The following is a 14,271-nucleotide window of genomic DNA, read 5'->3' on the forward strand; positions in this document are numbered from 1 at the left end:
TGTCCTCCCGCCCGGTTCAGCGATACGTGACGGCTTTGACCGCCTCGATGACTTCGCCGACATTCGGCAACGCCAGCTTCTCGAGGTTGGCCGCATAAGGCATCGGCACATCCTTGCCGGCGATGGTGATGACCGGCGCGTCCAGAAAGTCGAAGGCGCGCTGCGACACCTGGTTGGCGATATGGTCGCCGACCGAGTTCTGCGGATAACCTTCCTCCACCACCACCAGGCGGTTGGTCTTCTTGACCGAGGCGATGATGGTGTCGAGATCGAGCGGCCGGATCGTGCGCAAGTCGATGATCTCGGCATCGATGCCAAGGCCACGCAGTTCCGCTTCAGCCTTGACCGCATAGGTCATGCCGATGCCGAAGGAGACGATGGTGACATCCTTGCCTGATTTATGGATGCGCGCCTTGCCGATCGGCAACACGAAATCGTCCAGCTTCGGCACGTCGAAGGACTGACCGTAAAGGATTTCATTCTCGAGGAAGATGATTGGGTTCGGATCGCGGATCGCTGCCTTCAGCAAGCCCTTGGCGTCAGCGGCGGTGTAGGGCATCACCACTTTCAGGCCCGGAATGTGGCTGTACCAGGCGGCATAGCACTGCGAGTGCTGGGCAGCGACGCGTGCGGCGGCACCGTTCGGTCCACGGAACACGATCGGCGCGCCCATCTGGCCGCCGGACATATAGAGCGTCTTGGCGGCCGAGTTGATGATCTGGTCGATCGCCTGCATGGCGAAGTTGAAGGTCATGAACTCGACGATCGGCTTCAGGCCGGCCATCGCCGCACCCACGCCAACGCCGGCAAAGCCATGCTCGGTGATCGGCGTATCGACGACGCGCCGCGGCCCGAATTCCTGCAGCAGGCCCTGCGTGATCTTGTAGGCGCCCTGGTATTCGGCAACCTCCTCGCCCATGACGAAGACATCGCCGTCGCGGCGCATTTCCTCGGCCATCGCATCGCGCAGCGCTTCGCGCACCGTGGTGGAGACCATCTCCGTGCCGGCCGGAATGTCCGGATCGGCGGCGATCTCCGTCTTCGGGGCGGCAGCCACCGGTGCGGCGGCCGGCTTTGTGGCCTCCGCCTTGTCCTCTGCTGCGGCCGGAGCCTCTGCCTTTGCAGGTGCTTCCGCCTTGGCGGGCGCCGCAGACTTGCCGATATCCCCGGCACTTTCGCCGTCCTGCAGCAGCACGGCGATCGGTGTGTTGACCTTGACGCCTTCGGTACCGGCGGCGATCAGGATCTTGCCCAGCGTGCCTTCGTCAACAGCTTCGACTTCCATCGTCGCCTTGTCGGTCTCGATCTCGGCGATAACGTCGCCGGCGACGACCTTGTCGCCCTCGTTCTTCAACCACTTGGAAAGATTGCCCTCTTCCATGGTCGGCGAGAGAGCGGGCATGAGAATTTCGATCGGCATGTCCTTGCCCTCCCGTTACAATACGATATCGGTCCAGAGCTCGGACGGATCCGGCTCCGCGTCGTTCTGGGCAAATTCGGCGGCGTCGGCGACGATGTCGCGGACCTCCTTGTCGATGGTCTTGAGCTCGTCCTCGGTCGCCCACTTCTTTTCCATCAGCCGTGCCTTGACCTGCTCGATCGGGTCATGGTCCGAGCGCATCTTCTGCACTTCTTCCTTGGAGCGGTATTTTGCCGGATCGGACATCGAGTGACCGCGGTAGCGGTAGGTCTGCATTTCGAGAATGATCGGCCCGTTGCCGGCGCGGCACCATTCGGTCGCCTGGTCGGCGGCAGCCTTGACAGCGCGCACGTCCATGCCGTCGACCTGGATGCCCGGGATCTTGAACGAGGCACCACGATGCGAAAAGTTGGTTTCCGCCGAAGAGCGCGACACCGAGGTGCCCATCGCATAGCGGTTGTTCTCGATGATGTAGATCACCGGCAGCTTCCACAGCGAGGCCATGTTGAAGCTTTCATAGACCTGGCCCTGGTTGGCCGCGCCGTCGCCGAAATAGGTCAGCGAGACATTGTTGTTGTCGCGGTAGCGGTTGGCAAAGGCGAGACCAGTACCAAGAGACACCTGCGCACCGACGATGCCGTGGCCGCCGTAAAAGTGCTTTTCCTTGGAGAACATGTGCATGGAGCCGCCCTTGCCCCGGGACAAGCCGCCCCGACGCCCGGTCAGCTCGGCCATGACGCCGCGCGGCGACAGCTCCATCGCCAGCATGTGGCCGTGGTCGCGATAGGCGGTGATCATCTGATCGCCGTCGATCAGCGCCATCTTCATGCCGGTGACGACCGCTTCCTGGCCGATATAGAGGTGACAGAAGCCGCCGATGAAACCCATGCCGTAAAGCTGGCCGGCCTTTTCCTCGAAACGACGGATGAGCAGCATGTGCCGGTAGGCGGCAAGCTCTTCATCCTTGGTGAACTCGGCGGGCTTGGGGGCGGAAAGCCCCGATTTGCCGTCGGATTTGGATTTGGCAGGCGCTTTTCTGGCTGCGGTGGCCATGCATCACTCCCTGTTGGCGTCTCTTCGTGGACATTAGAGCAGGATGAAATCTGCTCTGGGGAGATCAGCTCCTCCCCACCGATTTTAGGGAGGCTAACACGCGTCAAAGCGTTGCGCCATGCCGAATTTGCATAGCTGGCATGCGCCTAAGCAATTAAAATCGTTGAAAATATTGGCGATTAACTGGAAATCAGTTATTTCACCGAGGTCGGCAACATAATGGTGATTTCATCGGCTTGGGACAGATTGAGCGCCTTGCGTGCCTGCTCATCGAGCATGTCCTTCTCGAGCGTGCCTTCATGCATCAGCCGAACGCGGCGCTCGAGTTCCATGCGGCGCGCCTTGATCGCATCGAGCTGGCCTTGCAGCGCAACCGTCTGGGCTTCCAGCTGATATTTCGAATAGATGCCGAATTCGCCGTGATAGGCATGAAAGCCGAAATAGGCCAGGAACACCACGCAAAGCGAGGGAATGATCAGCCGGCCGGTGTTTCTCTGCTTGTGCTGACGCGTCCACATCGCCCGGTTCCTCTAGAGCGTGATGCCGAAATGTGTGAAGCGGTTTTCGGACGACAACATGCTCTATCTCTTTGATTTAGAGTCGGATTCAGACTTCAGGTCGAACAGACCTGAAATCATCCGGCTCTAGCCCGCGAACTCAGGCGGCTCACGATCTTTTTCGCCCGATTGTGCTTAACGGACGGTTACAGGTGACCGGTTTGGCGAACCGAAATGAAAAAAGGCGGGAATGCTCCCGCCCTTTCATCCGATATCCGAGTGTTTTCCGGATCAGCCCTTGATCACCGACTTGCCGGCATAGCTTGCCTGCTTGCCGAGTTCTTCCTCGATGCGGATCAGCTGGTTGTACTTGGCCATGCGGTCGGAGCGCGACAGCGAGCCGGTCTTGATCTGTCCGCAATTGGTGGCAACCGCGAGATCGGCGATGGTCGAATCCTCGGTTTCGCCCGAGCGGTGCGACATGACGGCGGTGTAGCCGGCCTTGTGCGCGGTCTCGACGGCGTCGAGCGTTTCCGTCAACGAGCCGATCTGGTTGACCTTGACCAGGATCGAATTGGCAACGCCCATGCGGATGCCGTCGCGTAGCCGCGCCGTGTTGGTGACGAACAAATCGTCGCCGACCAGCTGCGTCTTCTTGCCGATCAGGTCGGTCAGGTACTTCCAGCCTTCCCAATCGTCCTCGGCCAAGCCGTCCTCGATCGAGATGATCGGATAGTCGGCGGCAAGCTTGGCCAGGTATTTGGCCTGGGCCTTGGGATCGCGCGTCTTCTTCTCGCCCTCATAGACGTAGTTGCCGTCCTTGAAGAACTCGGTCGCGGCGCAATCGAGGCCGAGCGCGATCTCGTCGCCCGGCTTGAAGCCGGCCTGCTCGATCGATTCCATGATGAAATCGAGCGCCACCGGGGCGCTTTTCAGGTTCGGGGCAAAGCCGCCCTCGTCGCCGACATTGGTGTTGTGGCCGGCATCCTTCAGCTTCTTGCGCAGCGTATGGAAGATTTCCGAACCCCAGCGTACACCTTCGCGCAGCGTCGGCGCGCCGATCGGCAGGATCATGAATTCCTGGAAGTCGATCGGGTTGTCGGCATGCGCGCCACCATTGATGATGTTCATCATCGGTACCGGCAGGAGATGCGCCTTGGTGCCACCGACATAACGGTACAGCGGCAGGCCGGCAGCATCGGCGGCCGCCTTGGCCACCGCCAGCGACACGCCGAGAATGGCGTTGGCGCCAAGCCGGCTCTTGTTGGGCGTGCCGTCAAGCTCGATCATGGTCTGGTCGATATGGATCTGGTTTTCGGCTTCCATGCCGCCAATCGCCTCGAACAGTTCGCCGTTCACCGCTTCGACGGCCCTGAGCACACCCTTGCCGAGATAGCGGGCACCGCCGTCGCGCAGTTCGACGGCCTCGTGGGCGCCGGTCGAAGCACCCGATGGCACCGCCGCGCGGCCCATTGAGCCATCTTCGAGAATGACATCGACCTCGACGGTCGGATTTCCACGGCTGTCCAGGATTTCACGCCCGACAATGTCGATGATGGCGGTCATTTGCGATGTCCTCGATTGATCTGAAGAATGCCGCACGTCTTAGCCAAAGTGCTGCAAAAGGCAATCGGCCGGCTGGCAATTATTGCCGCGGCATCAGCCTCCGAACGATTCACGAAGCGCAAATCGCTGTCATCATAAGTCATGTACGGCAGGCCGGCTTGTGGCTATGGTGCGGGGGCGCGGGGCGAAACAGGAGGAGTTTCGCCATGTCCCAGTTGAGTGGTATCGTGAGTCTGTTCCTGATCGCGGCGGCATTCCTGACGTCGTGCGACAATCAGCAGTCGCCGCCGAAGGCGATGGCCCCCTTATACGTCAGCGAATAAGCCAGAATCCAAAGCGGCCCCGCCTCTCGGCGGGGCCGCTTTGTGGTTGCTGTTAATGCCAGTAAGGCGTGACCTTGTAATAATTGTAGGATTCGTCGCGGACCGCCTCACCATCCGCCCCGGTCAATTCGTTGATCGAATAGGCAGGTGCCGCCCTGAGTTGTTCCTTGGAAAACGGCACGACATACCCGCCTTTGTCCTCATCGTAGTCGAGGCTTGCCCACGGAATGGCGTGATATTTCTCGCCGATACCGAGGAAGCCGCCAAAACCGATGACCGCGAACATGATGCCGTTCGTCATCTTGTCAAGCATCACATCCTCGATGCTGCCGATGCTCGTGCCTTCGGTATTGTAGACCGATGTGCCGATGACCCGCGAAGCGGCGATGGCTTGGGTGTGACCTGTCTGGGTTGCCATGATTGTGCTCCTCATTGTGGTTTCGAACCATACTTGGACAATGAGGGGCGCGGGCGAAGGTTCCCGACTTTTTCGGCGTCGACCGTTCACTCCGCGAGGATGAAGGTAACCTTCATATTGACGCGATAAGCAACAATCTTGCCGTCTTGGACGACGATCTTCTGGTCCTGGATCCAGGCGCCCTTGACGTTCTTCAGGGTTTTGGATGCGCGCGCAATTCCCTGTTCGATGGCGTCCTGAAAGCTCTTGTTCGACGAGGATGTGATTTCGGTGACGCGGGCGACGGACATGGCTTCCTCCTGCCAAAACGCTTATTTGCCAGCCAAGCGTATAGCCGGCTCGTGCCTTCCACAAGCGCCGGCAGTCGGCGGAGTATGCGTCCGCCCTTAGAGGCCCTTGGCGATGCGGTCGAATGCCATCAGCCGCTCGAGCAGGGCCGGCATGTCCTTCAACGGGAGCATGTTCGGGCCGTCGGAAGAGGTCGAGTTGTCGGGATCCTGATGGGTCTCGATGAACACGCCGGCAACGCCGACAGCGACTGCAGCGCGCGCCAGCGTCTCGACAAAGCGGCGCTCGCCGCCCGAGGAACCACCCTGCCCGCCCGGTTGCTGCACCGAATGCGTGGCATCGAAGATCACCGGCGCGCCGATCTCGGCCATGATGGGCAGAGCGCGCATGTCGGACACCAGCGTGTTGTAGCCGAAGGACGCGCCGCGCTCGGTGGTCAGCACATTGGCATTGCCGGATCCGGTGATCTTGGCGACGACGTTCTTCATGTCCCAGGGGGCGAGGAACTGCCCCTTCTTCACATTGATAACCTTGCCGGTCCTGGCGGCGGCGACCAGCATGTCCGTCTGGCGCGACAGGAAAGCCGGAATCTGCAGGACATCGACATGCGGCGCGACGATCGCGCACTGCTCCTCGGTATGGACATCGGTCAGCACGGGGAGCGAAAATTCCTTGCGCAACTCGTCGAAGACGGGAAGGGCTGCGTCCATACCGGCACCGCGCGTCGCCGACAGCGAGGTGCGGTTGGCCTTGTCGTAGCTGGTCTTGTAGACGAGCCCTATGCCGAGCCTGCCGGTCAGTTCCTTCAGCGCGCCGGCCATATCGAAGGCGTGCTGGCGTGATTCAAACTGACAAGGGCCGGCGATCAGCGACAGAGCCGCCTTGTTGTCGAAGACGACATTGCCGACGGTTACCGACGAATTGGGCGCCATTGAATTGGACGCTTGCGGCTTGCTCATGGGATCTCCCGGAAGATGAAGGCCGCGCCCTGTCCGGGTGCAGGCCGCACGACGATATCATTGCCCGCTATATCGTGTTGGACGGAATTGGCTGCAAGCAGCCTCGATGTCACATGGGCGTTCCCAACCGAAAAGACCACCGCTGCGAAGCGTAGATCTGTCGGCGCGCCGGCAGGCAGGCCGAAGCGCGCGGTGAAAGCCGGGCCGTCAAGCACGCTCAAATCTGCATTCGGCAAGGGAAACCTGCCGCCCTGCCTGTCGGCGGCCGGATCGTCCACCGCCACGGAAATAAGCCCATGCTGCTTTCCGGGCGCATCGCTGATCGCCAAGATCTCGACAATTCCGGTCGCGCCGTTGGCGTGGGCCTGCAAAGCCGTACGGTCAACATCAGGCGCGTTGACGCGCTCGCAGGCAAACAGGAAGGCGTCCGTGGCTTCGGCTCCGGCCGCGAAGGCGAGCTTGAACGATGCGATGTCGCTTTTGCCGGCCGGGTCGGTGAAGGCGCGCGAAAAACCCAGCATGTCTCCCGCCGAGATGCCGGCACCGACATAGCGTGCATGGTCGGCGTCGGCATTGCCCGTGCCTAGAACAATGGCGGAAAATCCCTCGTCGCCGTTGCTGTCGCGATAGGCGCGATCACGCGTGACGAAGACATTGCCGTCTGCGATAGCCTTTGTCGCCACCTGTTCGTCGCCGACCGCGAGCGGTTCGAGATACGTGCCGTCGGCCAGGAAAACACAGCAGTTTTCCGTTCCGAAGGGATGGATGCCGGTCGGGGCCACGACGAAGCCAAGCGCGGTGAGCCGGGCTCGCGCAACCTCAAGGCTCTGCGTCGGCAGCACCAGGTGATCGAGCGGATGAGTGCCTGCGGCTGCGGTTTGGGTCATGCAGGCGCGATGTGCATCATTCCGCAAATCGGTTCAAGACTTGATCGCAATCCCGGCCAGTTCGCCCACGTCAGTTCACCGGACTTCGAAAAAGGCACCACCTGGACAAGGCATCAGCTTCCGGCAACGACATCGGCGGAATAGCGCAGTTCGCGCATCGGTTTGACCTTGCTGGTGGTCTGCGCATAGAGCGGGTGCGCCTTGTAGGCGGCCAGCGCGGCGTCGTCGGCGAACTCCGCATAGACGACCACGTCGACCTCATCGGACAGTGGATCGACCTTGGTGTTCAAGGTGACCTCGAAAAGGCTGGAATGAGGAATGTCGCCGAGCGCCAGCAAGCCGGTGCGCACAGCCTCGACATCCTCTTTTCGCCGCGCGCTGAAGAAAACGATATGCCGGATCAACCCCGCCTCCTCGATCAAAGTGCTGGGGTCTTTTGTGACGGCAGGACGTTGGCGTCAATCGACAAGGATGTCGCGGCTGCAGCCGCCGGAGCTAAACCTTGCCGGTAGCATATCGCACAATGCGGCTAAGTTCTCTCACCGTGGTGTCGAGATACCGGCCCTGATTGTACATGCCGTCCCAGATCAGGAAAAACGCGATGGCGGCAATGACGATTACATAACGCATGGCTAAATCTATCGCACAAGGAATTCTGCGGCCATAGGCGTTTTTTAACGCGCTGCGCCTTGGCTGTGCAAAGGCACAGATGCCCGCCGGCGCGAGCAATCTGCTTGGCACAGCCCCGGTTGCAGCCTGCCCCTTGAAGTTTCCCCGCATGACGTGGAAGATTGTCGCACGGATTCACCGGGAAGCGCTGAAGCTCTGGTAGGGTGCGCGCACTTCATTCGAGCCCGCTCGCCGACGAACCGGTCGCGGCGGCGTTCGAAGCTGGCGAATGATCCAAGAGAACCGTGGCCCGGCAATTTGCGCCGACACCGCGGAAATCCAGGGGCATGAGATGGCGCAAAAGGAACATTTTGGCGTAGCATTGAGCGACGCGGTCAGGCTCGATGAATTCAATTTCGCGGGGATCGTGAAAGGTCTTCCAGCGAAAGCGCGCATGGTGCTGTCGGCGGCGATGAACCTGCCGCGCGGTTCGCTCAAGGTCAGGCTGCCGGACGGCCGTGCCGTCCTCGTCGGCGGCAAGGGACCTGGCCCAGATGCCGAACTGGTGTTGAAGAATTGGCGCTTGCCGGGCCGCGCCTTTTCCGGCGGCACGATCGGCGTTGCCGAATCCTATATGGACGGCGATTGGGAAAGCCCTGATGTGACCAGCTTCCTGGAGCTGTTCGTGGTCAATTCGGTCATCGGCGAGCGTATCGCGGGCGGCACCAGTTGGCTGATCAACACCGTCCAGCGCATCCGCCACTGGTTCAACCAGAACACGCGCACCGGTTCGAAACGCAATATCTCCGCGCATTACGACCTCGGCAACGCCTTCTACAAGGAATGGCTCGATCCGAGCATGACCTATTCTTCGGCGCTCTACACGACCGGTGCCAACGACCTGGAAGGCGCCCAGGCCGCCAAATATCGCGCTCTGGCGAAGGATACAGGGATCGGTCCGAAGGACCATGTGCTGGAAATCGGCTGCGGCTGGGGTGGCTTCGCCGAATTCGCGGCGCGCGAGATCGGCTGCCGCGTGACCGGGCTGACGATCAGCCGCGAGCAGCACGATTTTGCCACGGCTCGCATCGCCAAGGCTGGCCTTGCCGACAAGGTCGACATCAAGCTGCAGGATTATCGCGACGAAACCGGCACCTATGACCGCATCGCCTCGATCGAGATGTTCGAGGCGGTCGGCGAGAAATACTGGCCGGTGTTTTTCGGCAAGATGAAGGCCTGCCTGAGGCCTGGGGGCACTGCCGGCCTGCAGATCATCACCATCAACGAAGCCGCCTACGACACCTATCGCGCAAGGCCGGATTTCATCCAGCGCTACGTCTTCCCGGGCGGCATGCTGCCGACACCGTCGATCCTGAAGGCACTGGGCAAGGATCATGGCCTCGCCCACCTGCGCGAGCGCGTCTTTCCCGACGACTACGCGCGCACGCTCGCCGAATGGCGCCACCGGTTCCGGGCGTCATGGGAGAAGATCGTTCCGCTCGGCTTCGACGACCGCTTCAAGAAGCTCTGGGAGTTCTACCTGCACTATTGCGAAGCCGGCTTCCGCGCCAGCTACATCGACGTGCGCCAGGTGGTCTACAAGGCGTAAATCGACACGCTCTTCGATTTTCATTGCCGCTGACCAAGCGATGTCGAGCACGATCTCGACATGGCCGCGCGGTCGCCGTCACCCTTCAAAGCAGGATGCGGTATTTCGCGAATCCTGCCTCGCCCTCGCCCGCCGGCTCGATCTTCAGCGATTTCACCTGCGCAATGAAATCCTTGGCCTTGGGGCCGGTTTCGAACACGGCGCTGGCTCCAGGCAGCGGTGCGAACGACCAGTTGTCGTCCGCCGACGGATTGATCGTGCCCTCGCTGACGATATAGCGGACGATGACGTCGCGATTGGTGTCCGGTGCTTCGTAGATGATCTTCGAGGCATTGATGTCGGGGAAATTGCCGCCGCCACCAGCCCGGTAATTGTTGGTCGCGATGACGAATTTCTGTTTGGGATCAATTGGTTTTCCATCGAAACTCAGGTCGACGATGCGATTGGCGCCAGCGTTGGCCAGCCCGCCCTTGGCATCGTATTTCGACGGCTGCGACAGATCGATCTTGTAGGTGACGCCGTCGATGACGTCGAAATTGTAGGACGGAAAATCGGTGTTGATGAGGGTCTGGTCGGCCTTATCAGGCTCGATCCGGTTGAAGATGCCGGCCGACATTTCCAGCCACTCCTTGACCTGCGCACCGGTTATTTCGACCGCCCGCACGGTGTTCGGATAGAGATAGAGGTCGGCAACGTTCTTGATGGCGATGTCGCCTGCCGGCACGTCGGTATAGTAGTCGGCGCCGTTGCGCCCACCGGCCTTGAAGGGAGCGGCGGCCGACAGCAGCGGCACGTCCTTCCATTGCGTGTTCTTGAGAATTTCCTTGAGGTACCAGGTCTGCGCCTGGCTGACGACCTGCACCGACGGATCGTCGGCGACCAGCGCGAAATAGGAATAGAGCGGCGCGGAGGTCTTGCCGACAGGGCGGCGCACATAGGCCAGTGTCGCCTGGTGGTCCTGTTCGAGGGCCGCGATGATGCGCTTGTCGTCCGGGACAGTCGGCTTGTTCTTGTTGTCGACGCGTTCGAAGATCGGCCGCGCCTCGGAAGTGGCTGAAACGACCTTCCATTTCGAGGCGTCACGTTCCAGCATCAGGTCGACCAGCCCCATATGCGAGCCCCAGAAGCCGCCCATGACGGCGGGCTTGCCCTGCAGCGTGCCTTTCTGCGTGTCGACACCATCGAGCGACTGGAAATCCTTCTTGCCGGGGAACACCAGATGCTGGTGACCGGTGAACACCGCATCGATGCCGTCGACACCGGCGACGAAGAACGAGGCGTTCTCCATCATCTCGCCCTGCTTCACATCGATGCCGGAATGCGAGAGCGCAATGACGATGTCGGCGCCCTCCTCCTTCATCTGCGGCACCCAGGCCTTGGCCGCCTCGACGATGTCGCGCGTCTTGACGTTGCCTTCCAGGTTCTTGAGATCCCAAACCATGATCTGCGGCGGCACGAAGCCGATAATGCCGATCCTGATCGGCTGCTCGGCGCCCGCGCCGTCCTTTATCTTCTTGTCGAGGATGACATAGGGCTTGAGATAGAGCTTGTCGTCGCGCGGGTTAGCGGCAAGCTCGGTCCCGCGGATCAAATTGGCGCAGACGAAGGGAAAATTGGCACCGGCCAGCACCTTGTCCAGGAACGACAGGCCGTAGTTGAACTCGTGGTTGCCCAGTGTCGAGCACTCGTAGCCGAGCAGGTTCATGCCTTTCATGACCGGATGCAGGTCGCCGTCCTTCAGCCCCTTCTCATAGGCGATGTAGTCGCCCATCGGATTGCCCTGCAGCAGGTCGCCATTGTCGATCAGCATCGAATTCACGGCTTCCTTGCGCACAGCATCGATGAGAGACGCCGTGCGCGACAGACCCAGCGTGTCGTTCGCTTTGTCGGCGTAGTAATCGTAAGGCAGCACGTTCACATGGATGTCGGTGGTTTCCATGATCCGAAGATGGGCCTGGTTGCCTTGAGCGCGGGCGGAGAACGGATGCAGCATGATCAGTGCCCCTGCGGCGGCGGCACCCGCAAGGAGATCGCGGCGGGATACGGGATGGAGCAGTTGCGACATGTTTTCTCCTCGACAACCTGACAAAGCCCTGCCCCGAAGCGAACTTCGCTCTGAAACCTGCTTAAGTCCATTCAACAAGTCGCGCGCATGAAGCCGTCAGTCCATCAGCAACAGATTGACGTGCGCATGAACGATCGGGGCGAAGAAATCAGCCCTTGTCGTCGTCGCCCTGGGTGATCAGCCGCGCGCTACGTTGCCCCGTCGCGTAGATCCATAGCCAGCTCAGCGAAACCGCAAGCCGGTTGCGAAAGCCGATCAGGAAATAGATGTGCGCCACTCCCCACAGCCACCAGGCGAGCCAGCCGGTGAGCTTGATCCAGCCGAAATCGATGGCAGCGGCGCGTTTGCCGATCGTCGCCAGATCGCCGGCATGCCTGTAGTGGAAAGGACGCGCGGTCGTGTCGCCGCCGAGCCTGGCCTTGATGGTGGCCGCAACATGTCGGCCCTCCTGTTTGGCGGAAGGCGCCACGCCGGGAACCGGCCGCCCGTCCGGCCGCAGCACATGAGCGGCGTCGCCGATGACAAAGATCTCCGGGCTGCCGGGCACGCTGAGGTCAGGCTCGACCAGCACCCTGCCCGCGCGGTCCGCCTTCGCTCCCAGCCATTCAGCGGCTGGCGAAGCGGCAACGCCGGCTGCCCACAGGATCGTTCGGGCTGCCAGTTGCTTATCGCCAAACACAACACCTTCGGCGTCGCAGCGCGTGACGGCCCGGCCGAGCTCGACCGTCACGCCGAGCCGCTCGAGCGCTTTGCTGGCATAGTCGGAAAGTTTCAGTGCGAAATTGGCCAGAATGCGGTCGCCGGCCTCGATCAGCACCACGCGCGTCTGCCGCGTGTCGATGTTGCGGAATTCGCCGCGCAGCGTGTCATGCGCCAACTCGACGATGGTGCCGGCAAGCTCGACGCCGGTCGGCCCGCCGCCGACGATCGCAATGGTCAGCAACGCCTGGCGTTCGGCGGGATCGGTCTCCCGCTCGGCCTGCTCGAAGGCCAGGAGAATTCGCCGCCGAATGGTGGTGGCGTCCTCCAGCGTCTTCAGGCCAGGCGCGAACGGCTCCCATTCGTCATGGCCGAAATAGGCGTGGCGGGCACCGGTGGCGAGCACCAGCGTGTCGTAGGCGACCGCGCTGCCGTCATCGAGCAGCACGCGCTTGCCGGCGCGGTCGACACCGGTGACATTGGCGAGCAGCGTCGTCACATCCTTGCGCTTGCGCAGGAGGTGGCGGATCGGCCAGGCAATTTCGGAGGTGGCCAGCGCCGTCGTCGCCACCTGGTAGAGCAGCGGCTGGAAGAGGTGATGGTTGCGCTTGTCGATCATGGTGATACGGACCGGCGAGCCAACAAGCGCACCGGTGAACTCGAGGCCGCCGAAACCTGCGCCGACAACGACGACATGATGCCTGGCTTCGTTCATTTCGTTCACCCCGAATAGCAAGATTGCCTGTCCTGGATGTAGGTATTTTTGTGCAATGCAACAACAGATGACAGTGCCCGAGACTCGTCGTTGCATGTCGTGAACGCACATGTTGTATCGTATCGCGAGGTATAGCGTCATCGAACACGCGATGAGGTGAGGCATGGCCAACGATCGTGACGACGATGCTCCGGCGCAGTATTCTTCGCCGCCCTGTTTCATGCACGAACTCGATCCGCAATTCCGTGCGCCTTCGAGCGACTGGACCGATGTGAGACGCTGGCGCAAAGCCGAGCGCGAACGCCTGATCGCCGCGCGTCTTGCTGTTTCGGCCGACGCCCGAACGGTAATGTCGCAAAGCATTGCGGAAAGCCTCGACGCGATCATCGGCGAGATCGCCGGGCGCATGGTCAGTCTCTATTGGCCGTTTCGTGGCGAGCCGGATTTGCGGCCTTGGATGGCGTCCATAAACGAACGCGGCGGCCGCACCGCCCTGCCCATCGTCATCGAGAAGGGGCAGCCGCTGATCTTTCGCGCCTACAAAGCGGGCGACCGGTTGGAGAAAGGTGTCTGGAATATCCCGATCCCGGCCGAGGGCGATCCGGTGCTGCCGGACATCGTCATCTCGCCGATCGTCGGTATCGATCCCCAGAACTACCGCCTGGGGTATGGCGGCGGTTTCTTCGACCGTACGCTGGCAGCGATGCCGTTCAAGCCGCTGGTCATCGGCGTCGGCTACGAATTGCAGCGCATCGCGACCATCTACCCGCAGCCGCACGATATCCCGATGGATCGGGTGGTAACGGCGGTCAGCTAGCCCAGGCCCCACAGGGTGGTTAGCGGCCTGTCAGCAGCCAGGTTGTCATGGTTCGTCTCGATGGATCGCAGAGGCATTCGGGATTGACCCAAGGCACCCACCTTCGTCATCCACGGGCGAAGCAGGAGCGAAGCTCCGTCGCGGAGACCCGAGGATCCATGCCGTGACCTTGACCAAGGAATGCAGCCGAGCAGAACTCTGCACCGTAGTGACGCTTTGAAGTCGCGGCATGGATCCTCGGGTCTGCGCTGCGTCGCTACACTCCTTGCTCCGCCCGTGGATGACGAAGTGACGCCCGTTTCCGCAAGTCGAAGGCAGGTGGTTTGTCTATGCAGCGACCCGTCAG

The 14,271-nt window shown here is 61.4% G+C and carries 14 protein-coding genes; 2 read left to right on the forward strand and 12 right to left on the reverse strand.

The features are described from left to right. Positions 1–16: 16 nt before the first annotated feature. The 10 genes from X735_RS147430 to X735_RS1000000170270 all read right to left on the reverse strand — a co-directional run bounded on the left by X735_RS147430 (position 17) and on the right by X735_RS1000000170270 (position 8,041). The gene (locus tag X735_RS147430) at positions 17–1,420 is read right to left on the reverse strand and encodes a pyruvate dehydrogenase complex E1 component subunit beta (protein WP_023812041.1); all 1,404 of its coding nucleotides are present in this window, start codon (positions 1,418–1,420) and stop codon (positions 17–19) included. 15 nt (positions 1,421–1,435) lie between these two features. Next, complete coding sequence (gene pdhA, locus X735_RS147425) at positions 1,436–2,473, reverse strand: pyruvate dehydrogenase (acetyl-transferring) E1 component subunit alpha (RefSeq protein ID WP_023812042.1); 1,038 nt, start codon at positions 2,471–2,473, stop codon at positions 1,436–1,438. A 194-nt stretch (positions 2,474–2,667) separates the two neighbouring features. Continuing rightward, positions 2,668–2,991, reverse strand: a complete 324-nt coding sequence (locus tag X735_RS147420; protein WP_023812043.1) for a septum formation initiator family protein — start codon at positions 2,989–2,991, stop codon at positions 2,668–2,670. 270 nt (positions 2,992–3,261) lie between these two features. Next, positions 3,262–4,536 carry a phosphopyruvate hydratase gene (gene eno / locus X735_RS147415; RefSeq protein ID WP_023812044.1) on the reverse strand — a complete coding sequence of 425 codons (1,275 nt, stop codon included), beginning with the start codon at positions 4,534–4,536 and terminating at the stop codon, positions 3,262–3,264. A 375-nt stretch (positions 4,537–4,911) separates the two neighbouring features. After that, positions 4,912–5,277 (reverse strand): PRC-barrel domain-containing protein, encoded by a 366-nt coding sequence (locus X735_RS147410; RefSeq protein ID WP_023812046.1) that lies wholly within the window; start codon positions 5,275–5,277, stop codon positions 4,912–4,914. 86 nt (positions 5,278–5,363) lie between these two features. Further along, positions 5,364–5,567, reverse strand: a complete 204-nt coding sequence (locus X735_RS147405; RefSeq protein WP_023812047.1) for a dodecin family protein — start codon at positions 5,565–5,567, stop codon at positions 5,364–5,366. Positions 5,568–5,663: 96 nt separating this feature from the next. Continuing rightward, entirely contained in the window at positions 5,664–6,524 is an 861-nt protein-coding gene (kdsA, locus tag X735_RS147400; RefSeq protein ID WP_031213495.1) for a 3-deoxy-8-phosphooctulonate synthase, read from the reverse strand. Next, positions 6,521–7,411, reverse strand: coding sequence for a VOC family protein (locus X735_RS147395; RefSeq protein WP_023812049.1), 891 nt, complete (start codon positions 7,409–7,411; stop codon positions 6,521–6,523). The genes kdsA and X735_RS147395 overlap by 4 nt, the downstream gene beginning before the upstream one ends. Positions 7,412–7,524: 113 nt before the next feature. Beyond that, the gene (locus X735_RS147390; protein WP_023812050.1) at positions 7,525–7,815 is read right to left on the reverse strand and encodes a Dabb family protein; all 291 of its coding nucleotides are present in this window, start codon (positions 7,813–7,815) and stop codon (positions 7,525–7,527) included. Positions 7,816–7,906: 91 nt separating this feature from the next. Beyond that, positions 7,907–8,041, reverse strand: coding sequence for a hypothetical protein (locus X735_RS1000000170270; RefSeq protein ID WP_023812051.1), 135 nt, complete (start codon positions 8,039–8,041; stop codon positions 7,907–7,909). 331 nt (positions 8,042–8,372) lie between these two features. Between X735_RS1000000170270 and X735_RS147385 the strand changes: the two genes are divergently transcribed. Beyond that, a complete protein-coding gene (locus X735_RS147385) occupies positions 8,373–9,629 on the forward strand; it encodes a cyclopropane-fatty-acyl-phospholipid synthase family protein (RefSeq protein WP_023812052.1) in 1,257 nt (418 codons plus the stop codon). A gap of 85 nt (positions 9,630–9,714) precedes the next feature. Here the strand turns inward: X735_RS147385 and X735_RS147380 are convergent, their stop codons facing one another. Further along, on the reverse strand, positions 9,715–11,694 hold the full coding sequence (locus X735_RS147380; RefSeq protein ID WP_023812053.1) for a bifunctional 2',3'-cyclic-nucleotide 2'-phosphodiesterase/3'-nucleotidase: 1,980 nt from the start codon (positions 11,692–11,694) through the stop codon (positions 9,715–9,717). 148 nt (positions 11,695–11,842) lie between these two features. Continuing rightward, positions 11,843–13,108, reverse strand: a complete 1,266-nt coding sequence (locus X735_RS147375) for an NAD(P)/FAD-dependent oxidoreductase (RefSeq protein WP_023812054.1) — start codon at positions 13,106–13,108, stop codon at positions 11,843–11,845. Between the two features lie 163 nt (positions 13,109–13,271). Between X735_RS147375 and X735_RS147370 the strand changes: the two genes are divergently transcribed. Then, entirely contained in the window at positions 13,272–13,925 is a 654-nt protein-coding gene (locus X735_RS147370; RefSeq protein ID WP_023812055.1) for a 5-formyltetrahydrofolate cyclo-ligase, read from the forward strand. Positions 13,926–14,271 lie beyond the last annotated feature (346 nt).

The sequence above is a fragment of the Mesorhizobium sp. L2C084A000 genome (assembly GCF_000502875.1).
Lineage (GTDB): Bacteria > Pseudomonadota > Alphaproteobacteria > Rhizobiales > Rhizobiaceae > Mesorhizobium.

What these genes read in the sequence shown, in the direction of transcription:
- eno (WP_023812044.1), bottom strand. Translation starts at nt 4,536, where the DNA reads ATGACCGCCATCATCGACATTGTCGGGCGTGAAATCCTGGACAGCCGT.
- X735_RS147410 (WP_023812046.1), bottom strand. Translation starts at nt 5,277, where the DNA reads ATGGCAACCCAGACAGGTCACACCCAAGCCATCGCCGCTTCGCGGGTC.
- X735_RS147380 (WP_023812053.1), bottom strand. Translation starts at nt 11,694, where the DNA reads ATGTCGCAACTGCTCCATCCCGTATCCCGCCGCGATCTCCTTGCGGGT.
- X735_RS147395 (WP_023812049.1), bottom strand. Translation starts at nt 7,411, where the DNA reads ATGACCCAAACCGCAGCCGCAGGCACTCATCCGCTCGATCACCTGGTG.
- kdsA (WP_031213495.1), bottom strand. Translation starts at nt 6,524, where the DNA reads ATGAGCAAGCCGCAAGCGTCCAATTCAATGGCGCCCAATTCGTCGGTA.
- X735_RS147375 (WP_023812054.1), bottom strand. Translation starts at nt 13,108, where the DNA reads ATGAACGAAGCCAGGCATCATGTCGTCGTTGTCGGCGCAGGTTTCGGC.
- X735_RS147405 (WP_023812047.1), bottom strand. Translation starts at nt 5,567, where the DNA reads ATGTCCGTCGCCCGCGTCACCGAAATCACATCCTCGTCGAACAAGAGC.
- X735_RS147420 (WP_023812043.1), bottom strand. Translation starts at nt 2,991, where the DNA reads ATGTGGACGCGTCAGCACAAGCAGAGAAACACCGGCCGGCTGATCATT.
- X735_RS147370 (WP_023812055.1), top strand. Translation starts at nt 13,272, where the DNA reads ATGGCCAACGATCGTGACGACGATGCTCCGGCGCAGTATTCTTCGCCG.
- X735_RS1000000170270 (WP_023812051.1), bottom strand. Translation starts at nt 8,041, where the DNA reads ATGCGTTATGTAATCGTCATTGCCGCCATCGCGTTTTTCCTGATCTGG.
- X735_RS147430 (WP_023812041.1), bottom strand. Translation starts at nt 1,420, where the DNA reads ATGCCGATCGAAATTCTCATGCCCGCTCTCTCGCCGACCATGGAAGAG.
- X735_RS147385 (WP_023812052.1), top strand. Translation starts at nt 8,373, where the DNA reads ATGGCGCAAAAGGAACATTTTGGCGTAGCATTGAGCGACGCGGTCAGG.
- pdhA (WP_023812042.1), bottom strand. Translation starts at nt 2,473, where the DNA reads ATGGCCACCGCAGCCAGAAAAGCGCCTGCCAAATCCAAATCCGACGGC.